Source organism: Aquimarina sp. EL_43 (assembly GCF_943422735.1).
GTDB lineage: Bacteria > Bacteroidota > Bacteroidia > Flavobacteriales > Flavobacteriaceae > Aquimarina > Aquimarina megaterium.
In genome coordinates this window covers 4,900,056-4,920,119 of record NZ_CALSBR010000001.1, presented here as the reverse complement: position 1 = coordinate 4,920,119, position 20,064 = coordinate 4,900,056, and the positions used below count along the sequence as shown (strand labels likewise).

Sequence of the window (20,064 nt, the reverse complement as noted above, 5' to 3'; positions counted from 1 at the left end):
GTTTTTTTTAATTGTTTTTAATTCTTTATTAAGAATTGCTTACATTCTGTTACGTAAGGTTTTAACACTTATTTGAAATATTATTTTTTACTTAAGGCTAATTTGATTCCTAGTAAAATAAAGAGAACCCCAGTAGTTTTATCCATCCAAAACTTCACTTTACTATTTTCTCTGATCTTGTTAGCGAACTTAGCAGAAAAGAAAGCCAGTATCATGCACCATATTGTACCTGTAGTCACAAAAGTTAACCCCAGAATTAAGAAAGGGATGGCACTTTTAGCGTAATCCGGATTAATAAATTGTGGTAAGAACGCCAAAAAAAAGAGTGCAACTTTTGGATTAAGTAGGTTGGTTAAAACCCCCGAGATATATACTTTTTTGTAGTTTTTTGCTGTTTCTTTTTCTTTAATTACTTCAGCAATAGCTGTTGATTTTGTTAATAATGATTTAATTCCTAAATACATTAGGTAAGCAGCACCAGCATATTTAACGATACTAAATGCAGTAGCAGATTTTGCTAATAGAATAGATAACCCAAGTGCTGCAAAAATACAATGTAAAAGAGCTCCCGAAGAAATCCCCAGAGCAGAAATCACTCCAGATTTTTTTCCTTGCGAAATGCTACGTCCTAAAATATATATAGTATCTGCTCCAGGCGTGAGGTTAAGTAGTATTCCTGCTAAAATAAAGGTTCCAAAATTAAGAATGCCAAACATAGGATTGTATTAGATTTTGATTCAAAATTATACCAAACAAAGAAGACCTAGAAAACAAATCATTGGTTTATCTTTGTTTTTTCTGGAGAATATATCTTAATTATAAACAAAAACCAACGATTATGGTGAAAGACGATTTAGACTGGAAGATTTTAGAGCTCTTACAGGAAAATGCACGTTTGCCATTTGCACACATAGGTAGAGTAGTGGGGCTTTCTCCATCTGCAGTGGCAGAGCGTGTACAACGTTTAGAAGATACAGAAGTGATCACAGGATATACGACACAGGTAAACCCTGCTAAACTAGGATGGTCTCTTTCTGCATTCATTATGATGAGTGTAAATAGAATCAATTTTCAGTCGTTTACCGATGCACTGGATGCGGATGCGTATCCTGAAATGGTAGAATGCACCAGAGTCACCGGTAAAGACTGTTTAATTATGAAGTTTCATGTAAAGAACAGTAAACATCTTGAAGAAGTCATCAATCGTTTAGCGCAACATGGAGATCCAACAACATTATTGATTTTGAATGAGCTGATGAAAAATGGTGCGATAGGAAGATGTGCTTATTAGTTACTTCTATTTCTTTCCTCATCATTTCCAAAACCTCTTTGCTTACCTTTTATCTTATTATTTCCAAATGTGTAGGATAGTGATATTCTGGCAAATCGAGGGCTATAATTTTGGGCATATACTGTTTCTATACCATTTACTACAGAAGCTAATCTACTATAACTCGATGTATCTAATATATCATTTACCAATACTGAAAGCTGTAGTTTATCCTTAAACATGCTTTGTTTTAGTGCTAAATTAAGATTGTAGGTTTCACTAATGTCAAACAAGTTTGTTTTATGCGGAGAATTATATACAAAGTTAAGCTGCAATTTGGTGGTTTTACTTAATGTAAAAGTATTGTTCGTAGATAGATGAAGCTGAAACCCATCCTCGGCATTAGCGTTTATCGCGTCATCAATGACAGTTTTGTATCCAAGAACATATACCTGGTTCTGGCTTTTCCACCAGGGTAGTGTGCTAAATGAGAAGGTTTCACCAATTCCCCAATTATAACTTTTATAATAGTTTTCGCGTATCACTGCCTGTACTTCGGTCTCCTGATCTGCTGTAAAAATAGTACCAAAACCATCAGTGGTAATATTAAGGAAAGCATTGGTAGTTAATGTATTGTTGTAGGTATGGTTAAATTCGAAAGTGTCTGTAAATGAAGGTTGTAAAAATGGATTTCCTTCAGAGAAACTATTGCTATTAACATATATCCTGAATGGATTTAAATTTCTAAAACCTGGTCGGTTAATACGTCTTCCGTAATTAAGCGAAAATATGTTATTATCATTTTTTTGATACGATATATAGGCTGTCGGAAAAAACTTTAAGTATTCGTTTGTATTGGTTTGGTTTAGGGTTTCTGAGAAGCCTTCTGTAAGTGTGTTTTCTACTCGTAACCCCAGTTGAAACTCCCATTTGTCATTGATCTTCTTAGAAGCATTTACATATAATGCCTGAATATTTTCTGTGTATTCAAATTGGTTGGAAGATATAGGGTCAAAAACCGGAGTACCTGTCTCTGTTGTAAAGTTTTGTAATCCATTTATGGTTTTGATAAAACTAAGTTTACCACCATATGATAAATTAACAGAAGGAAAAGGGTGCTCGACATCTATTTTTGCACTAAAATTATCAATACGTTGATCTGATAGATTCATAGCGGCATAGTTAATCCCAACAAATTCACCGTTTGGTAATAACGTATTTACTACATTGTCTTGTTTCAGAGTATTATCATAATCAAAATAATCAATATCAAAAGAAATCTTTCTGTCCAGGGTATCTAATGTAGTAATCATATGTAGGTTATACAGGTGGCTTTTTACCTTTCTATCAAAAAAACCTGTATTATCCAATATAGAATCCAGTTGGTTGGTTGCATTAAAAATTTGAGTAGTTGATTGTACAGTATTATCGGGAGTATTTTGATTACCCAGGTATTGTGCACCTACGATAATATTATCGGTAATGTCATAATCTATTGATAAACGACCTGATATATTGTCTTTATTTGCTTTATTATCCATATCCAACACCCATGGACCATTAGGGTAATACACATCTACTTCTTCGATTTCTCTTATATTTCCTTTAGTACCATTGGCAGTTACAGAAAATCGTAGTTTGTTTTTGTTGTAGAAAAAGTTGTTACGAAGCGTAGTAAAATTGTATGTATTCTGATTGTAGGCCAGGGTAGTGGTATTTTTCCAAGAGTTACGTGCTCCTTTTTTGTAAATAATATTAATAAGTCCACCATTTCCGGCAGCTTCATATTTGGCTGGTGGGTTCGTAATGATTTCTATTTTCTTAATATCACTTGCTGCTATACCATTTAAAAAGTCTATCAGTTCTTCTCCAGATAACTGCAATATCCTTCCGTCTACCATTACACGCGATGCACCTCTACCAATCATACTCAAAGTATTATTCTGAACCGTAACCCCTGGTGCTATCTTAAGGGCATCTAAAGCATCTCCGCCACTGGCTGCAATACTATTTTCTACATTAAACACCAGACGGTCGGGTTTACGTTCAATTACTTTTTTGGTTTTGGTAATCACCACTTCGTCAAGACTGGTAGTACTGCTTTCGAGGGTAATAGTACCTAAATCCACAGTGTTATTTAATACAATATCTTGTTGCCATTCGGTATATCCCATAAAACGTATTGCCAGTGTATAAGTTCCTTCTTTTGCCATTAGGGTGAAGTTTCCGTTTTCGTCAGTAATTGCACCTGTAATTACTGTACCATCAGATCCTGGTGTAGATAAAATAACATTGGCAAAAGCTATGGTTTCTGTTTTACTAATAACTTTTCCTTTGATTTCTAGTTGAGAAAAGCATAAGAAAGGAAGTAAAAACAATAAAGAAATAAAGATAGATCGCATCACAATTTTATATTTAAGATTAATTATGAAGCAAATATCATTTTTGAATACAACCTGTGCGACCGATTAAAATAATCGAACGCTTTTGACCACCAAAAATGAGTTCGACTTTTTACAAGCAAACGTTCGACTTTTTGCAAGACTCTGATTATGAGTTGTTTTTCCTGTATTGAGTAGGAGTGGCGTTAGCGTATTTTTTAAAAGAAGTGTTGAAAGAAGATTTAGAATTAAAACCTACTTCATACAAGATTTCGAGAACAGTTACTTGTTTTTTAGTAGGATCTTTTAAAATATCCATCGCGTGTTGTATGCGATATTCATTTACAAAATCAAAAAAGTGCTGATCCAGATGATGATTGATCAGAATCGATACTTCTCTAACAGGGAGTTGTAGATCATCTGCCAAATTCTGTATAGTGAGTGTGGGATTCAGATAAGGTTTTTGGTCGATCATATACGTTTTTAATTGCTGTATTTGATCCTGAATCACTTTATCGCCTGGGAGATTGATTACTGTTTCATTCTTTGTAATCATATTTTCTACCGGAAGTAATTTAGAATCAATTCCTCTAAAAAAACCTGGATTATACAATGCTTTTAAAATTAACCAGCATATAAAGCATAGGACCAGAAACACAACAATAATTCTGGCAATATTTACAGTTTGGAAATCATCATTATAAAACTTAAATATCGTTTTTGAAGTACTAACAACAAAGATAAAACTAGAAATAACGTTTAACTGAAACAACCATTTATGTTTTGCTGTGGTTGCATTAGAGTAGTTTTCCAGCATTATCTTCTTAGATTTTTTTAAGATAACAAAAATGGCAATGATATATGCTATAACCTGAATATGACCAATAATCATAGTGGAAATGGATTCTGGAGTTAGCAAATAATTATTCATAAAAGAAAGTTTGGCTTCTTGGCTTGCCAAATAAAATCTGGGTGTAAATATCAAAGTGCTTATTACAAATGGAAGGCCATGTAACAGATGTTTTGGTTTCAGCTTAAAATCTATATAGATAACCGATAAGACAAAAAGATAAAGCACCGGACTTGAAAAAGATGGAAGATCCATACGTATCATTTCTAGCGTTAGAGGCATATCTATAAATCGATGGTAGAAAAAAGAGCTGATATCGATGGCTACAAGAATAAGAAAAGCAGCAATAAGTCGATTACCGGTTTTGTTTTTGGTTTTTACAGTTAGTAAGAAGATGGCAAAAAGTGATGATATAAAAACAATCATCAAGCTTATAATGCTAAGAATAGCGTAGTTATCCATTTAATAATTTAATTCTTGCGTTTACCTTTGATGATATATCGGTTTTGAGAACCATACGGGATTCTCATAATTTCATCAAATATACTAACTATATTAAGATATCTCATGTAGTGCTCTATTAAGACTGCGTAGTGTTATTCCTAAATAATCGGCTATATCTTGTTTAGAAAAAGCCATAGCTTCATCAGAAGAAAATTTCATTAATTTTTTAAGATTATAAGCAATAGGATATGATTGTTGTTGAGAGGCTCTAATTGCAGTATCTCTTACTTTATTGGCTAATGCTTTTAAAAGTAGTAAATTAAGTTTTGGGTGATTTTCTAATAGGGTATAGAAATCTTTAGCATCAATCTCATATCCAGTAACTTCTGTTATTGCTTCTGCATTACAAAAACTAATAATATCATTAAAGACTTCTAATTCTCCAAGGATTTCACCAGTACTAAAAAACTCCTGAATAAAATCTCTGCCATTATCCTCGTTTACATAACATTTTACTACGCCATTTTTTATAATGAATATAGAGGGTACATATTTTCCCTGAATAATAATCTTTTCTTTTGAAATAAATCTCTTCTCTTTTACCATAGTACTTACAGAAGACTCTGATAGTTGTGAAAAGAAATCTAATAATTCTTGATTAATCCTAATCATTTGAAAAATGCCTAAACGAACCGTCTTTTTGAGTTAAAAAATGATGCACTTGCAATATACTAAAGAAGTAGTATGATTAAGTAGATATTTTGATTCAATTATAGATTCTGGATCAGGTCTGAAAAAGTAGGTTAACTCATCGTAAGAAGAGTATATCACTACCTTAACCTCTAAAAGCTTACATCACATTAAATCATACCTAAAAAGGGTAAATCACTGACTATTAATAGGTAAATCCCCCTTTTTTGAGAGGCGAACCCATTGTATCTTGATAAAAATTTAGTTGTACAAATAGGTATAGCAATACAACTTGCAACTAAAAAGAACATAATAATGCTCGAAAAGATATACATACAAATACCAGCATACCGGGATAAAGAGCTGTCTAACACAGTGATTGACCTTAATAAAATGGCTAAACATCCCGAGAGACTAAGAATCGTAATTGCATGGCAACATGGAAATAAAGAACAACTTAAAAAAGAAGTTTTTGACTACGGTAATGTCGAAATTCTTGATATTCACTACAAAGACAGTAAAGGTTGTAACTGGGCACGTAATTTACTTCAGAAACAATGGAAAAATGAAGCCTATACCTTATACCTTGATTCTCATCATAGGTTTGTGAAAAACTGGGACGAGGAAACTATAAAAATGTTTAAAGCCTTAAAAGATGAAGGTATAAAAAAACCAATTATCACAGCATATCTTCCTTCTTATGATCCCGAAAATGAACCCGATGGAAGAATGAAATACCCGCTTAAAATCTATCCTTTAGAGCGAGACAAAGGACTCCTTACGAAGTTAACAAGTTATCCTATTCCTCATTGGAAAAAAATTAAGAAACCACTTCTTGCACAATTTATCTCATTACACTTTTTGTTTGCCGATGGTTTCTTTAATAATGAAATTCATTTCGATCCAGAGATCTACTTTTTTGGAGACGAGGTATTAACCAGCCTTAGGGCATATACGTATGGATATGATTTGTTTCACCCTCATATTATTTTGGGATGGCATTTATATGATAGAGAAACAAGAACACCACATTGGGATGATCATACCTCATGGTATAAACAGGAGGAGATATCTTATCATAAAATGAAAATAATCTATACAACAAACATGACTTCTAATACTATACTTGGCCCTGATAGGAAAGTGATTGAGTATGAAAAATATATTGATCTTAAGTTGTATGATAATGGTATAGAAAATGAAGCAATCTGTAGCTGAGATATTAGAAAAAGATAAAATCATATGTATTGATGGTTTTGTACCTGCATCGATGTGTGCCAAAATATTAGAAGAACTCGAATATTCTTTCTGGAAACGCAGTACGGTAATAGATCCAAAGATACATAAGAGTCATCTTAGCAACACCCGGATTAGTAAAAGTGCAGATCAGGAATTGTTTACAGATACACTTATAGGAGTGATAAAGAAAATAGAAGAAGATATTACATCATTATTTGATGTAGAACCGAATAGGCTAGAGCAATGGCAAGCCACAAAATATGCCAAACATGGTAAGTTTGATTATCACTATGATAGTGGAGCCTGGGGAGAGCATTATGCAGGAGAACGAAAGAAAACCTATTTATTATACCTCAATACACCTAAAAAAGGAGGTGCGACACATTTCAAAAATTTAGATATCAAAGTCAAACCAAAACAAGGAAGATTATTGGTCTGGGATAATTTACTGCCAGACGGAAATTGTAATTATAATATGTTGCATGCAGGCTTACCCATTATTAATGGTAAAAAAACAACATTGGTTACCTGGGAAAGACAAAAAGCAATACGATAAAAACTCTAAAATTGAAACGCATATGACAAAAAAAATCAAAAACTTAAAAGCCGAAGGTTCTAAAATATCTCATATACGAGACAAGAACCTTATTGTTTCTGTAAAGAACCAGGAGAAAATTATAAAGGATGTAATAAAAAAGCACGGACCCATTATTGATCTTGAAAAAGACCCACAATTACTAATTGATATCCTGGTTAAATTTAAACCTCAGTTTTATGGACCTGATGGAGGGTTACCACCGGGAGGAGTACCAGATCCACCGCCACCTCCAGGTCCAGATTCTTACAGAGCAATTGAAAATGTTCATCTTATGAAAGAAATTTTAAAACTAAATAAGAAAATGAGTAGTATAAAAAAACGACTCAAGTAACCTTTAACCCAGATTGTGCATTAAAGCTTCATAACGAAGTTCTAATATATAATTCGGGTTTGCTATGTATTAACCTGAGTTTGATTAATCTGAAATGCGTCAGTTTGAGTGAAATTCTGTTAAGAATTTTGTATCGAAAACAAGCATTTCAATGCTAAAAACCTATTCTCGATACAAATTTCACTCATTTTAATCGTAAAATTCACTCGAATTGACAGTTTTTATGCCCTTTGAAATATTAATCAGGTTATTAGTATCAGACCGAGCTTTTCTAAACCTATATAACCATCAAAATAAGTAAACAAACCTTCAGAAAGGCTCGGTTTGATCAATTCATTTTAGAAAATGTATTATTGCAAGGTATTCTCTTTGGGATAATACATTCGTCTTCTTTTTAGGCCTATAATTAATCCTGTTATACCCACCAGAAAACAAACTCCTGCCCAAAAGAAAGGGTCATAACCATCAACTAGTAATCTATAGATAAAAGTGAACAGGAATAAGGCGATCCCAGTTATTTCCCAGATTTTATCTTTTTCAAACCTTTTCTTTTTATCAAATATAGGGGGGAGGTTGATTATAACCTTTAGCGCATTCCAATCCCATATAATCAGTAGCATATTTGCGAATAGCATTAACCCTGTAATCACAGGTGTGTAGGCAAAGTAATAGGATAAGGTAATTATAAATACATTGGCGATTATAGGGAGATTAAGTAGCGCTCCCAGTTTAGCATATCTTTGGGTCATGAGCAAACCTCCTGCGATGAGTTGGCCAATGCCAATAAATTTCCAATATAACCCAGATTGATACATGGTTTCAAAAAAATGCCAGGCAGTATCAATAGGCTCCGATGCTCCGCTTACCGATGTAAATCGTTTTCCTTTGATTTTGATAAGGCTAGCAAAAACAAATGCCCCACCGATCATATACCGGGTATAAATGATAAAAACCTGTAACCATAGCTTTTCTTTAATGCTACTCATATCTTATTTTTAATCTTAGAATTCTTTTTTTAATTCCTCTATAGCAGCGATGTGATGATCATCGTGCTCTGCAACAAAAAGAAACAGGTCCATAGTTCGCATTGGTGTTTTTAACCTGGGGTGCAATGCATGTTTATAGATTTCCTTTTCGGTAAGTTGATGAAGTTGGTTTACAGTTATTGTACGAATAGCCAAGAATTCTTTAAGTAAATCATTACTGTCTCTTAGATTGTGCTGGGCAAAATCTGTTTTTTGGTTTTGCAGATCGGCAGGCCTCAATTCTATTTTGTCGGTTGTAATATCATTAAGTCTTCCTTGCCAGATGGGTTCTAAATCGATCAGGTGACCAATGTTTTCCTGTATCGACCATTTTCTGTTTCTTTTATGGATTAATTGTTCTTTTGTAAGAGAATCGATCGTATTTGCAAGAACAGAAGGAGCGCCTTCTAATCTTTTGAGTAGTAAGGGGAAAATATTTTCTTCAAAAGAAAAATCAAACTTTCTATCAAACCATTTTTCTCGTTTCATATATATTCTTTTAATTTAAGCTTCAGACGTGATAATTGTTTTTCCCAGAACAAGTCCTTCTCCAAAATACTGAAATGCTGCTATGCCCTGGGATAGTGGATAACATCTATCAATAACCGGTACTACTTTTCTGGCATCACGTAGTTTCAGCATATGACCGATATCTTCTTTATTCTGTTTATGCATCAGGAGTCCCATTTTCTTACTCGTAGTTTTTGAGATCAGAGGACCGCAAAAGAGAACCTGTAAAAGTCTACGCATAGAACCACCTGCCATAACGTAGGCTCCTTTAGGTTTTAAAATACGCTTAAAGTCAAAAATCGAACGACGTCCCACAATATCAAAAATCAAGTCGTATTGTTGTTTATTTTTAGTAAAATCTTCTTTGGTATAATCAATAACGTGATCTGCACCGATTGATCTCATCAAGTCTAGTTTTCTGGCGCTGTCTACACCAGTTACTTCGGCGCCCAATGATTTGGCGATTTGTATCGCAAATGTACCTGCACCACCGCCAGCACCATTGATCAAAACTTGTTGTCCGGGTTTAATCTCTCCATTGTAACGAAGTCCTTGTAGGGCGACAACACCTGCTTGCGGTATGGCTGATGCTTCTTCAAATGTAATATGCTCTGGTTTTAACAATAATAGATCTTCGTGAACACATACATACTCTGCAAAACCTCCCCACTGTTCGAATATATCTGCAAACACTGCATCACCAGGCCTAAATTTACTAACGCCTTTACCAATACTAACAACTTGTCCGGCAATATCAGAACCAAGAATGTGATACTTCGGTTTTAGAAGTCCCCAGATACGGGCAAAGAAAGGTTTTCCCCTCAGGAGTTCCCAATCTGATGAGTTGATGGCAGTTGCACGAATTTTGACCAGTACTTCATTTTCTTTGGGAATAGGTACAGGGATTTCTTTAAAGGTAAGTACATCAGACGTACCATATTTGTGATACATCAGAGCTTTCATTTGAGTATCCCTTTCTATACTATACCTCATACGTATTTATGATTTAGGATTGGTGTGTATGTATAGGACGATTACCTCTGGGTATTGTTACAATGCCCAGAGGAATCGGTTAGTTTTCGATACTGCTTCGACACTTCGACAGGCCTGCCCTGAGTTTATCGAAGGGCTCAGTGTAAACAAGCTCAGTGTGACAACTCAGTGTAGCATGTTTATGATTGCACCCATCACTAGTTCAAGAATAGTGTTGTAATAGGTAGATAATCAAAATCTTTATTCGACTTGATTTTGTTTTTTCTGCTCTATTTCCTCGATCATGTTTAAGGCATTCGTATTTTTCTCATTGAGGCTATACGATTTTTTGTAGTTCTCAATGGCCAGGTCCAGTTCTCCGATCTTCATACAGGCTTCAGCATAACTGTCATATACATTAAAACTTTCTGGATAGAGTAGCATATTAACTTTAAATATATCTTGTGCTAATTTTAATTTTTCGGCACCCATAAAACGATATCCTAATCGGTTTAGATTATTTTCTGAAACCGCAGGATCATCTGCATTGGTTTTCATTATTTCCTGATACGCTTTCAGACCTTCTTCAAAATTACCTTCTTCAAGAAACTCAAAAGGAATTTTTTCATCTTCTTTCATCAATACCAAAGTAGATTCAACTGTTTTTTTCATAGGATGTATGAGTAACATATTCAGTTGCCCACTTTCTGCATTGGTTGTAAACTGAATAGGTTGGTTATTTTCTCTACTGATATACGTGCTATCAGATACCTTAAATAAAGCTACCGGTTCTGCACCCATATCTTTTTTGAATAGCTGATTGTTAGTGTGGTATATATTGATGAGGTTGTTATTTCCTAAACGATATCGACCACTAATTTCCTCAAGCTGAGTAGTGGTCATTTCCATTTTTTCATATGTTGGTACAAAACCATCCCACGAATAGGAAAGTGCTACCGATCGAATCAATTCTGAAATAAAATCAGGATGATTAGAGTTGGTTAATACGACTACTCCGTATCCTTTATCTTTATGCGCTATCATTTCACTAGAAAACCCTTCGTCCCAACCCCCGTGGCCAAAATAAATTTCGTCTTCCATTTTGTTTATAAAGATGCCTAATCCACTAAAATCTTCTACAAATGGAGTTAGCATTTTGGTAGTCATATCCTGGGATAATGCAGCTTTGCTTTCTCCTTTTAATGTCTGTTGTATATTAACTGCAAATTTAGCCAGGTCTTCTGCGGTAGTCCATAATCCTGCTGCAGCCATTTCTGGATAGGTATGTCGTTTCCCTTTGGTCATAGAACCATCAGGTAGGTAACCGGTTGCAGCCATTTTTAATTGTTCACTTTGTAAAGGTTGATCATATGTACTATTACTCATTTGTAAGGGTTGCAACACCAAATCATTCATAAGCTGTGGAAATGACTTTTGAGCAACATCGATCATCATTTGTTGCATCACTGTATATCCTCCTCCTGAGTAGCGAAAACTCTTTTCTGGAGTTTTATCTACAAAGATAGCCCCAGAATTGGCCGGGGATTCTCCATTTAACACCTGTACTAGTGTGGGTACGGGCAAATCAGGACTGTATCCTAAAAAACCATGTACGGTTAATCCTCCCGAATGATTAAGAAGGTGCTTAAGAGCAACTTTCTTTTCTTTGGTAAATTCACTGTCTGGTAATTTCCAGGACTGTAAATAAGTATTTACATCTTTGTCGAGATCAATTTTACCTTGTTCTACAAGTGTTAATGCCCCATATGCTGCTACGGGTTTACTAATAGATCCGGCCTGAAAAAGCGTTTGATCGGTGACAGGAGATTTTGTTTCCTTGTCTGTGATACCATAGCTTTTTATCCAATCGATCTTATAATCTTTAATAATAGCAATGCTTACTCCCGGAACCCCGTAATGTTTCATACGTTCTTCTATGGTCCATGTAGAATCTCCCTTGATATATACGGGATGACTAAGATTGGTTTCTACCAGTTTTACATGATCTGGTGCAACGACCGCTTCCGGAGTAGTAGAACAAGAAATAAAAAAAGAAAGAACAGGAAAAAGAAATATGAGTTTTTTCATGATGATTTTGATTGTTGTGTGGTTTGATTGATGATTCTATTTGATTCGGATAAAGTTAGTAAAAATAGTATAGGTAGTTGGTATGATAATCATACATTTCCTTAAAACAAGACTTAGAGTGAATAGGGAATGTTATTTATCTTTTTTTAGCTCAAAATTAATAAGTACAATAGGGTCTTTGTCTTCTATTCCCCCTGCAGCGGCATATGCTTTTCTTGCAGCTATATTAGAATGTTCTGTTGCCAGCCAGGCTTCTTCACAGTCAAATTGTTTTGCATATTCACATAAATACCTGGTCACTTTGCGTCCGATGCCTCTATTATGATATTCATCCAGTACAGAGACTTCATCGATAAAGAATACAGGGTCTTTATCGGGGTGAACATAATGAAACCCCGAGGCCATTCCTACAATTTGTGCGCCATCATAGGCTAGTACCATGTGGTGTCTTGGATCCTTTAAAAATTCTTTGGCCCGATTTGTTTTTATGGGGTAATCAAACAAGGCATCTCCCACCTGCACCATTGCAGAGAGATCAGCTTCGGTAGCCAGTTTTAGTGCTATGTGTTCTACCATGTTGACAATATATGTTTTCTACCAATGTACTATTTTTTTGAGTACAGATACTTGTTTTTTTCCTACAAATCAAAAACTTAACATTGCAGGTGTTTCTTGTTACTTATGATATAATACGTATAGACCAAAAATGAGTTCCCTCATCAAAAAGGGGAGTTCCCTCATTTATGATTTTATTACCATAAGTTACGTGATATTTTTAAGTATAACTTAAACCCGGATTATGCAGTAGAAAATCTATTACGCTTTGAAACTGCTTCAAAATATACCGTTGCACTACATTTTTCAGTTTAACCATAGCGATGCTATGCAAAAACTAAGAAAATTGTCATATTTTATGGTACTTTCAAGTCTCATAACGAAGTTCTACTGCATAATCCGGGTTAAAACAACTCACCATGAAAAATTCAACACACTACAGTAGTACAATTCATCAATATTTTTTCTCAATACTGTGCATATATAGGACATGAGTAAGTAATCATATCACGACAACATAGTTTAGTATAACAATCTCACTGTTACAGAAAGGGAAAGGATTGTTATTTGGTATAACACATAAAGAGAAACGTATATGGATTGTATGATCAAACATATCAAAATCATAGAACGAATGGATCAGCTTATTCGTTTACAAGCCACCGGATCACCAGAAAAATTTGCACAACGATTAGGGATTTCAAGAACCAAACTCTATCGAATGATAAAACTTATGAGAGCATTAAACGCTCCGATCGAGTATGATACAGTTATTCAAAGTTATGTTTATACAGAGGCGGTAGGATTTAATTTTGGATTTTATATCAGAAGATAAAAATAATCATAATGAGTATACATAAGGAAAAGGTGATGTTTTTGAGACGAATTCAATACTAAAAAATGTATTTTCGCCTTCTTTTAAAACAATTGATATTTGGCTACAACCTCTCAGAATATATTTTTAACGAAGAAAGAAAAACTTCGATGTATACAATGCGGTAAACGCATTCTTGTCGGGAAATCATTTGTAGCAGAAAGCGAGAAACACAAAGGCACCTGTTTTAGTTGTTCTCCGTTTGGCGGGTATGTATTGTTGCCGCCAGGAGATGCCGCAATGACTCGTAGATCTAAGAAATATTCTACCTTGTGCGGAGTAGTATGGGCATGGAATCAGCGTCGAAAACGCTATGAGCGACAAGGACAGTTGGTGGAAGAAATCGCAATAGAGAAAGCAAAAATAGAATGTCATAAAGATCAGGATATTCGTGCAGAAAAAAATAGAAAAGCAGCTATAGTACGAGAACAACAAGACAAAGAATATATTATTAATTTCGCCATCGCTATTAGAAGACGATATCCTAATTGTCCGGCAAAGAGAGAGTTTGATATAGCAAAACACGCATGCGAGAAATATAGTGGTAGAGTGGGACGTACAGCCAATGCTAAGGAGTTTGATGATAAAATGATTGATCTTGCAGTAGAAGCTCATATACGACATGCCGAAACTAATTATGACGATCAGTTTGGTAAAGGGAAACGTAAAAAAGAAATCCGAAAAGAAGTACGATCAGATATCAATCAGGTATTAAAACACTGGAAAAAGTAATGTTCAAAAGTGAGACATGACTATAGGACAAATAAAAAAGCAGACTTCACTTAGAAGCCTGCTTCTTTACTATCGATACTATGAATTCTCTATCTGTATACTGTGTAAGCTATTACACAAGAATTGCTTTCTCTTTCATTACATGTCCAAAATACAATGTCGGCACTAATAAAAGCAGCTCCGGTAGAACTGGTTAATTGATTTACGTGTGCCTGTAGATCGTCTTGATAGTGATCCAAATTGATATCTCCGTCACCGTCAACATAATAGATCATACTTTTGTAGTGTGTAGAAACGGCTCCTGTTGGTGGCCATATACGAGGATACGTAGTACATTCTTTTACATAACGTTCGAACTCAGATGAAGCATCTTCGCTACATCCTTCATCTCCGTGAAGTGTACAATTAGCCTTAGCTTGAGTAGGAACAAGTTTACTTAATTCCTCTTTAGTTGCCTGACGATGCTCTACAGTACCCACTAATTCCAGATATGGATTAGTCTTAACAATTTCTGGTTGTTCAGTATTCGTTTCACAAGAGGTAAATAATACCAGGAATACTAATAAACTTGATAAGATTTTTGAGTGTAATTTCATTTTATATTATTTATTGGTTAATACTTCTACTAAATAACTAATTATCTACCTGATACTATTCGGTTTGTATTTTAAGAATATGTAAAGAAACCAATTCATACTTCGGGGAAATTTCACCTATTTATAATGATAAATTAACAAGTAAATAACGCACTGTATTTTGAAGAAAACATTTATACTATTGACTATACATCATAATTTACCTGACACCTAGAGTTTATGCAAAGAGCGACACAATCGCTCTATTATCGAAGCATATCAATTGCCGGATTATGGAATGAACTACTTTGAGACAGAGCCGTGATAAATTCTTTAAATTAAACACTCGATCACCTACGGTAGCACCATATAAAGTTGTGTTTATACACCTATTGTACATTTACTTCTGGATTTTTCAGAAGAAGATAAAAAGCTTAAAATGATTATAAATAAAGGAGGAAACAGATATGTTGCTTTTTAGATTATAGATTAATTACTATATTATAGCAGTTGTGTATTAACCAAAAATCTGTCAATTCAGGTATTTCGATAAGTTCTGTACACCTATCGAGCCTTCCATCTTTATTATAGATAATAAGGGTTTTGGTTAAAAAATATCCAGATACACAACTAGCACAACGGCTTATTTAATATTACTTTTTATGGGGGTTTAGGAAATATGTATACATAATATGGGATATATAAAGGATTCTCCTTTCTACAAGGACGCGATACACGAATTTAATTTTTCTAGCGGTAATTATTACCTGTTTGATACTTTTGTAGTTGCAGAGATTAATGAAGGAGTGCTATTTACATGGGAGGACCATGCCAAACCCATAACCGAAGAGTTTGCTCACCTGTATGATAATAATGGTGAAGATATTGTATATATATCCAACCGCGTGAACTTATATTCTGTAAAACCTAGTGATTGGGTTAAGTTTTTTAGAAATGGTTATAATCTAAGAGGGTATGCTGTAGTAAGCTATACTTCGAGAGGAATTTTTAATTCTTTGATAGAAAAACTCTTTATGAGAAATAGTTTCCAGAGCTTCAATAATCTTGAAGATGCCATTGCTTGGGCAAAAGAACTTGCTCAAAATACAGAAATAGATCCTGAAAATGAGAAAAGCGCATAAGCATATGCTTTCTTTTCTTATTGAAGGAATACAAAAATTGATAAATTAGTCACGCTTTGCACTATAATAGTAGGTGCCAAAAATCCTATCCCAGATCACGGTATAAAATCCAAAATTGTATTTGGAGTATTCGTGATGGTTTCTATGAAAAACATTATTACCAAATAGTAAAACTCGTTTGTTCGAAGATGTATTTAGATGCGATAAAACTCCGATCAACCAATTAAAGAATAGAAAGAAAATAAAGCTATAGAAATTAAGAGAGATTACCAATGGAAGCAGGGTTAGTATACAACCAAAAAGAATAGCTTCAAGAGGATGCATCACATAGAGGCTAATCTCGTTAAAACTGTAGTGTTCATGATGTTTTTCATGTGCTAATGTAAATGGCCATACATAGTGAGAAGCATAATGAAATACATACATTACAAAATCAACAACCACAAAGAGTAGTATAAAATCCCGTATAAGGTTAGTATCGGTAAACGTAATGTTGGAGTTGATAAAGAGCAGATATCCGGGAATTGCAACAAGTACATTAATCATCATAATTACAATAGATAAGGTAATGTCTTTCTTTTCGATGGGTAACTTTTGATGGCTATAAAAAGAAGACCATAAATAGCTAATCAGGATGGTGCATAAGAACATCGCTATATTTGCGATAAGCAGTAGTCCCCAAAAATAGAAGGGATTATGTAATTGGCTAAGATGATCTATAGTTTGCAATAGTAATACTTGTAGTTGATGTACAAATTTAGTGGAATTTTGATTGACTTAGAAATATTTGTTGAGTAACCTAGGACTTCGGCTTCGAGTGTACTTCGACAGGCTCAGTATGACACCTCAGCCCACAATACGAATAAAGCAACAAATCCCGAACCCTGAGCTTAGCCGAAGGGATAAACAACCAAACAATTTTATTATCAAAAAATGACAGGAATCATTATTCTGAAACCAGGTGTGTTGTATTTTTATCAAAAATCAGGAATATAAATAAAAACAATATCGATTATGGAATTTATGGAAATCAAAGATAAGCAGGGAATTACACATTATATCAATCCCAGTCATATTTCGGCTATTTGCGAAATAGATGGTGAGTGCAAAATTAACTTGATGGGACAGGAGTATATGATCACTCAGGATACCTTAAAAGAGGTAAAACTACATCTTACTTCGTTTAGGCATTAGTATCTTTATATTTACCGAACCCTAAGTTGCCACACTGAGCTTGTTTACACTGAGCTTGTTTACACTGAGCCTGTCGAAGTGCTGTCGAAGTGGCGAAGGGTAATTGAAACATATTAAAAACAAGCAATACATCCTCTGCACATGATGTAAAGAGGAAGACACTCCCGATAGTTGGACGCAACTATCGGGAGTGTTTTTTGTTATGCTATTTTATGTGGAAGGTCCGTATAAGAATTGAATTCCGATACTATCTTTTTCTGTAATTAAGAGCTCTCTGCTTCCAACACCTCCGCAAAAATAGTGCATTACAGATTGTGGATCATAATCACTGAGGTTCACAGTATTTTCTAAACTCTCAGATGGACAATCGGCAGGAGCTCCAGATCTAATATGTTCATGCCTAAGACCAATGGTATGGCCCAGTTCGTGTCTCAATACTCCAATTGGACTAAATCCCGAGTTATAAAACGATGGGTCCAATAGAATTTTTTTTCTTCTTTTGCTGTAGTATGGAAAAAAGGCTTTAGCAATAAAAGCTCCTCCAGCAGGATATTCGCGCACTACAAAATCCACTTCTTCCGGATTATCTGTTGGCCTTAATGTACCATCCATTTCTACTTTGTGAAAGAATTTAAGATTACATACATTACTCCAGGATTGAGTTGCTTCCTTCATATATGTTACAATCTTGTTATAATTTTCTTCATTGTCAAAAGAACTTTTTATAATGGTATACTTTATATTGGTAGGGTTTTGTATTCGAACTAATTGTCCATTTCTTACTTCACCTACTAATTTGTTTGATAATAGTTGATTGGATTGTTTTAGAGTCTCAGAAATGTGTTCTCTCACATAAAAATATTCTAATAGTTGATCTTCATCTAGTAATAGATCACCTTCTACAACGTAATAAGTAAATCCATCGATGTCAACTGAATTAAATCTTTGCATAAATTTTTCAAAAGGATCTGTATCTTCAGATAATTCACCTAAGGTTGTGGCATCTACCTGAGTTGTGGTCACAAAGTCTTTTATATCAAATTCTTCATTGGTATAATAGTCAAAAGATTCTATTACTTCCACCGTCTCATTCGTATGTTCTACTTTTTGTTCATTTTTACAGCTGATATAATATAAACAACATAGTACCAGACTTATTTTATAGATTGTTTTCATTGGTTTATTGTATTTAATTACTTTTTAGTCCTCAAAATATTATAGGTAAGGCCAATAAAATATCCCCATTGTGTTTTTTTGAAAGTTGGGATTTCTTGCCCTATGGGTATATATAGTCCCTGATCGTCTTCAGATACAGCTCCAGACAGAACACTAATTCTTGACATAGCTGCTCCAGCACTAATTACAACTTGTTTTTTCTTTCCTAATAAAATACTACCTCCCATAAGATATCGTGTTTCTCCATCAAGAGGAGATATCCCCAATCCTAAGCTTATCCCGGCACTGGTGAAACTCGAGAACTGATAATGTAGATGTGCCAAAGCCCCAATAGTAATATCTGCATTGTCTTGATTTTCTCTAATTATAGAATTAGATATCGTATCACGTGCCTTTAAAAAGTATGTATCCTCAATGATATTATTAAAAATAAACCCTGAAGAAAACCCAAGTTTTAATTTGTTTCCTTTGTTATAAAAGTCTAAAGTTTTTTGAACCAGAGTATCTTTAGTAAACCAGTTTACTATAGTTACTTTGGCCTCTAACACATCCTTATCAGAAGTATAAGATTGATTTGATTTTTTATGATTTGTATAGCTATTGGCTTTAACAATCAATTTCCAATAACGAAGGAATTCTTCTGTATTATATTGACTTGCAATTGCCTCTATCTTTGTTTTATGTTGAATAAAATTATTTTCCAACAAGGTTGTTGCTTTTTTAGCTCCAGCTAAGTAATTATTAAAAAAAATATTAGCTGATTTAATGTAATTTATACTTGCTAAGATATTTTCTTTAAGTTGTAGTTTATCGCCTGGAAGACTTAATGAAGCATTTTCATTGCTCCAGGACTTTAAAATACTTCTGATTTTATTTGTAACTATTTCAGAATTAGATTTGTGTTCTTGTACTAGATCATAAAGAATTTTGGTTTCTACTCTTAAATCATTGAGTTTCTTTTTATGTAATTCTACCTGTTCAAAGATTTTTTCATAAGCATTTACTTTTGTTTTTGAAGTAGTATCAATACCGCTTAAAATTTGAAAAGCATTACCAATACTAATACTTTCGGTTATGCCAGGTAAAATAGTTTTTAAAGGTTCTGGGATAGGAGATACCAGTTCTTTTGGTGTTGCATTTATGGTTATATCCATATAAGCGGTATTTATCCCGGTTATGTTTATAAAATAGGTTTCATCTGGATGTAAATCCTTAGTAGATATTTTGGATAAAGATTTATTGTTATCCTCATATTTGATTTCTAAAACCTCTTGGGCAGAAACATGAAATGAAAAGAAACATATGAGTACTCCCCATAAAAAATAAAGTGTGTTCGTTTTGATATACATAAGGTGTTGGTTTTTAGTGTATTCAAAAGTAACAGGGGTAGCTATGGGAGGGAATACCCATTAGTAGGT

General features: G+C 34.1%; 21 protein-coding genes. 8 read left to right on the top strand and 13 right to left on the bottom strand.

The window, feature by feature from the left end; translation table 11 throughout:
• Positions 1-80 precede the first annotated feature (80 nt).
• A complete protein-coding gene (locus NNL09_RS21160) occupies positions 81-716 on the bottom strand; it encodes a LysE family translocator (RefSeq protein WP_196909993.1) in 636 nt (211 codons plus the stop codon).
• Between the two features lie 122 nt (positions 717-838).
• Between NNL09_RS21160 and NNL09_RS21155 the strand changes: the two genes are divergently transcribed.
• The gene (locus NNL09_RS21155; protein WP_196909994.1) at positions 839-1,291 is read left to right on the top strand and encodes an Lrp/AsnC family transcriptional regulator; all 453 of its coding nucleotides are present in this window, start codon (positions 839-841) and stop codon (positions 1,289-1,291) included.
• On the opposite strand, the gene NNL09_RS21150 is transcribed toward NNL09_RS21155, so the two are convergent.
• From NNL09_RS21150 to NNL09_RS21140, 3 genes are all read right to left on the bottom strand, one after another.
• On the bottom strand, positions 1,288-3,672 hold the full coding sequence (locus tag NNL09_RS21150) for a TonB-dependent receptor domain-containing protein (RefSeq protein ID WP_196909995.1): 2,385 nt from the start codon (positions 3,670-3,672) through the stop codon (positions 1,288-1,290). The genes NNL09_RS21155 and NNL09_RS21150 overlap by 4 nt on opposite strands.
• Before the next feature lie 148 nt (positions 3,673-3,820).
• Positions 3,821-4,963 (bottom strand): AraC family transcriptional regulator, encoded by a 1,143-nt coding sequence (locus NNL09_RS21145; RefSeq protein WP_196909996.1) that lies wholly within the window; start codon positions 4,961-4,963, stop codon positions 3,821-3,823.
• 93 nt (positions 4,964-5,056) lie between these two features.
• Positions 5,057-5,617 (bottom strand): Crp/Fnr family transcriptional regulator, encoded by a 561-nt coding sequence (locus NNL09_RS21140; protein ID WP_196909997.1) that lies wholly within the window; start codon positions 5,615-5,617, stop codon positions 5,057-5,059.
• A gap of 333 nt (positions 5,618-5,950) precedes the next feature.
• Here NNL09_RS21140 and NNL09_RS21135 point away from each other — a divergent pair, with 333 nt between their 5' ends.
• From NNL09_RS21135 to NNL09_RS21125, 3 genes are read left to right on the top strand one after another with little or no spacing between them, the layout of a single operon-like run.
• Positions 5,951-6,853 (top strand): GlcNAc-transferase family protein, encoded by a 903-nt coding sequence (locus NNL09_RS21135; protein WP_196909998.1) that lies wholly within the window; start codon positions 5,951-5,953, stop codon positions 6,851-6,853.
• On the top strand, positions 6,834-7,430 hold the full coding sequence (locus NNL09_RS21130; RefSeq protein ID WP_196909999.1) for a 2OG-Fe(II) oxygenase: 597 nt from the start codon (positions 6,834-6,836) through the stop codon (positions 7,428-7,430). Before NNL09_RS21135 ends, NNL09_RS21130 begins: the two co-directional genes overlap by 20 nt.
• Before the next feature lie 22 nt (positions 7,431-7,452).
• Positions 7,453-7,803, top strand: a complete 351-nt coding sequence (locus NNL09_RS21125; RefSeq protein WP_152538312.1) for a hypothetical protein — start codon at positions 7,453-7,455, stop codon at positions 7,801-7,803.
• 350 nt (positions 7,804-8,153) lie between these two features.
• Here the strand turns inward: NNL09_RS21125 and NNL09_RS21120 are convergent, their stop codons facing one another.
• The 5 genes from NNL09_RS21120 to NNL09_RS21100 form a co-directional block, all read right to left on the bottom strand.
• Entirely contained in the window at positions 8,154-8,789 is a 636-nt protein-coding gene (locus NNL09_RS21120) for a hypothetical protein (RefSeq protein WP_231389100.1), read from the bottom strand.
• Positions 8,790-8,804: 15 nt separating this feature from the next.
• Positions 8,805-9,317 (bottom strand): DinB family protein, encoded by a 513-nt coding sequence (locus NNL09_RS21115; RefSeq protein ID WP_196910000.1) that lies wholly within the window; start codon positions 9,315-9,317, stop codon positions 8,805-8,807.
• A gap of 15 nt (positions 9,318-9,332) precedes the next feature.
• Complete coding sequence (locus NNL09_RS21110) at positions 9,333-10,331, bottom strand: NAD(P)-dependent alcohol dehydrogenase (protein WP_231389101.1); 999 nt, start codon at positions 10,329-10,331, stop codon at positions 9,333-9,335.
• 240 nt (positions 10,332-10,571) lie between these two features.
• Complete coding sequence (locus NNL09_RS21105) at positions 10,572-12,398, bottom strand: serine hydrolase (RefSeq protein WP_196910001.1); 1,827 nt, start codon at positions 12,396-12,398, stop codon at positions 10,572-10,574.
• 132 nt (positions 12,399-12,530) lie between these two features.
• On the bottom strand, positions 12,531-12,974 hold the full coding sequence (locus NNL09_RS21100; protein ID WP_152538313.1) for a GNAT family N-acetyltransferase: 444 nt from the start codon (positions 12,972-12,974) through the stop codon (positions 12,531-12,533).
• A gap of 574 nt (positions 12,975-13,548) precedes the next feature.
• Here NNL09_RS21100 and NNL09_RS21095 point away from each other — a divergent pair.
• Positions 13,549-13,788, top strand: coding sequence for an HTH domain-containing protein (locus tag NNL09_RS21095; RefSeq protein WP_196910002.1), 240 nt, complete (start codon positions 13,549-13,551; stop codon positions 13,786-13,788).
• A 99-nt stretch (positions 13,789-13,887) separates the two neighbouring features.
• Complete coding sequence (locus tag NNL09_RS21090) at positions 13,888-14,559, top strand: DUF2293 domain-containing protein (protein WP_196910003.1); 672 nt, start codon at positions 13,888-13,890, stop codon at positions 14,557-14,559.
• 89 nt (positions 14,560-14,648) lie between these two features.
• Here the strand turns inward: NNL09_RS21090 and NNL09_RS21085 are convergent, their stop codons facing one another.
• Positions 14,649-15,155: a hypothetical protein gene (locus tag NNL09_RS21085; RefSeq protein WP_196910004.1), complete on the bottom strand. Its 507-nt coding sequence runs from the start codon at positions 15,153-15,155 to the stop codon at positions 14,649-14,651.
• A gap of 671 nt (positions 15,156-15,826) precedes the next feature.
• Between NNL09_RS21085 and NNL09_RS21080 the strand changes: the two genes are divergently transcribed.
• Complete coding sequence (locus NNL09_RS21080) at positions 15,827-16,276, top strand: hypothetical protein (protein ID WP_025665629.1); 450 nt, start codon at positions 15,827-15,829, stop codon at positions 16,274-16,276.
• Between the two features lie 45 nt (positions 16,277-16,321).
• Here the strand turns inward: NNL09_RS21080 and NNL09_RS21075 are convergent, their stop codons facing one another.
• Positions 16,322-17,005 (bottom strand): sterol desaturase family protein, encoded by a 684-nt coding sequence (locus NNL09_RS21075; protein WP_196910005.1) that lies wholly within the window; start codon positions 17,003-17,005, stop codon positions 16,322-16,324.
• A gap of 285 nt (positions 17,006-17,290) precedes the next feature.
• On the opposite strand from NNL09_RS21075, the gene NNL09_RS21070 reads away from it, so the two are divergent.
• On the top strand, positions 17,291-17,470 hold the full coding sequence (locus NNL09_RS21070) for a hypothetical protein (protein ID WP_109853329.1): 180 nt from the start codon (positions 17,291-17,293) through the stop codon (positions 17,468-17,470).
• Between the two features lie 210 nt (positions 17,471-17,680).
• Here the strand turns inward: NNL09_RS21070 and NNL09_RS21065 are convergent, their stop codons facing one another.
• Both NNL09_RS21065 and NNL09_RS21060 read right to left on the bottom strand, forming a co-directional pair.
• Positions 17,681-18,646, bottom strand: a complete 966-nt coding sequence (locus tag NNL09_RS21065; RefSeq protein WP_196910006.1) for a matrixin family metalloprotease — start codon at positions 18,644-18,646, stop codon at positions 17,681-17,683.
• 17 nt (positions 18,647-18,663) lie between these two features.
• Positions 18,664-19,995, bottom strand: a complete 1,332-nt coding sequence (locus tag NNL09_RS21060; protein WP_196910007.1) for a hypothetical protein — start codon at positions 19,993-19,995, stop codon at positions 18,664-18,666.
• Positions 19,996-20,064 lie beyond the last annotated feature (69 nt).

Bases quoted from the DNA above. Each gene is read 5' to 3' on its own strand.
- NNL09_RS21130 (WP_196909999.1), top strand. From the start codon at position 6,834: ATGAAGCAATCTGTAGCTGAGATATTAGAAAAAGATAAAATCATATGT.
- NNL09_RS21095 (WP_196910002.1), top strand. From the start codon at position 13,549: ATGGATTGTATGATCAAACATATCAAAATCATAGAACGAATGGATCAG.
- NNL09_RS21085 (WP_196910004.1), bottom strand. From the start codon at position 15,155: ATGAAATTACACTCAAAAATCTTATCAAGTTTATTAGTATTCCTGGTA.
- NNL09_RS21155 (WP_196909994.1), top strand. From the start codon at position 839: ATGGTGAAAGACGATTTAGACTGGAAGATTTTAGAGCTCTTACAGGAA.
- NNL09_RS21140 (WP_196909997.1), bottom strand. From the start codon at position 5,617: ATGATTAGGATTAATCAAGAATTATTAGATTTCTTTTCACAACTATCA.
- NNL09_RS21145 (WP_196909996.1), bottom strand. From the start codon at position 4,963: ATGGATAACTACGCTATTCTTAGCATTATAAGCTTGATGATTGTTTTT.
- NNL09_RS21070 (WP_109853329.1), top strand. From the start codon at position 17,291: ATGGAATTTATGGAAATCAAAGATAAGCAGGGAATTACACATTATATC.
- NNL09_RS21105 (WP_196910001.1), bottom strand. From the start codon at position 12,398: ATGAAAAAACTCATATTTCTTTTTCCTGTTCTTTCTTTTTTTATTTCT.
- NNL09_RS21100 (WP_152538313.1), bottom strand. From the start codon at position 12,974: ATGGTAGAACACATAGCACTAAAACTGGCTACCGAAGCTGATCTCTCT.
- NNL09_RS21120 (WP_231389100.1), bottom strand. From the start codon at position 8,789: ATGAGTAGCATTAAAGAAAAGCTATGGTTACAGGTTTTTATCATTTAT.
- NNL09_RS21150 (WP_196909995.1), bottom strand. From the start codon at position 3,672: ATGCGATCTATCTTTATTTCTTTATTGTTTTTACTTCCTTTCTTATGC.
- NNL09_RS21125 (WP_152538312.1), top strand. From the start codon at position 7,453: ATGACAAAAAAAATCAAAAACTTAAAAGCCGAAGGTTCTAAAATATCT.
- NNL09_RS21065 (WP_196910006.1), bottom strand. From the start codon at position 18,646: ATGAAAACAATCTATAAAATAAGTCTGGTACTATGTTGTTTATATTAT.
- NNL09_RS21080 (WP_025665629.1), top strand. From the start codon at position 15,827: ATGGGATATATAAAGGATTCTCCTTTCTACAAGGACGCGATACACGAA.
- NNL09_RS21060 (WP_196910007.1), bottom strand. From the start codon at position 19,995: ATGTATATCAAAACGAACACACTTTATTTTTTATGGGGAGTACTCATA.
- NNL09_RS21160 (WP_196909993.1), bottom strand. From the start codon at position 716: ATGTTTGGCATTCTTAATTTTGGAACCTTTATTTTAGCAGGAATACTA.
- NNL09_RS21115 (WP_196910000.1), bottom strand. From the start codon at position 9,317: ATGAAACGAGAAAAATGGTTTGATAGAAAGTTTGATTTTTCTTTTGAA.
- NNL09_RS21135 (WP_196909998.1), top strand. From the start codon at position 5,951: ATGCTCGAAAAGATATACATACAAATACCAGCATACCGGGATAAAGAG.
- NNL09_RS21110 (WP_231389101.1), bottom strand. From the start codon at position 10,331: ATGAGGTATAGTATAGAAAGGGATACTCAAATGAAAGCTCTGATGTAT.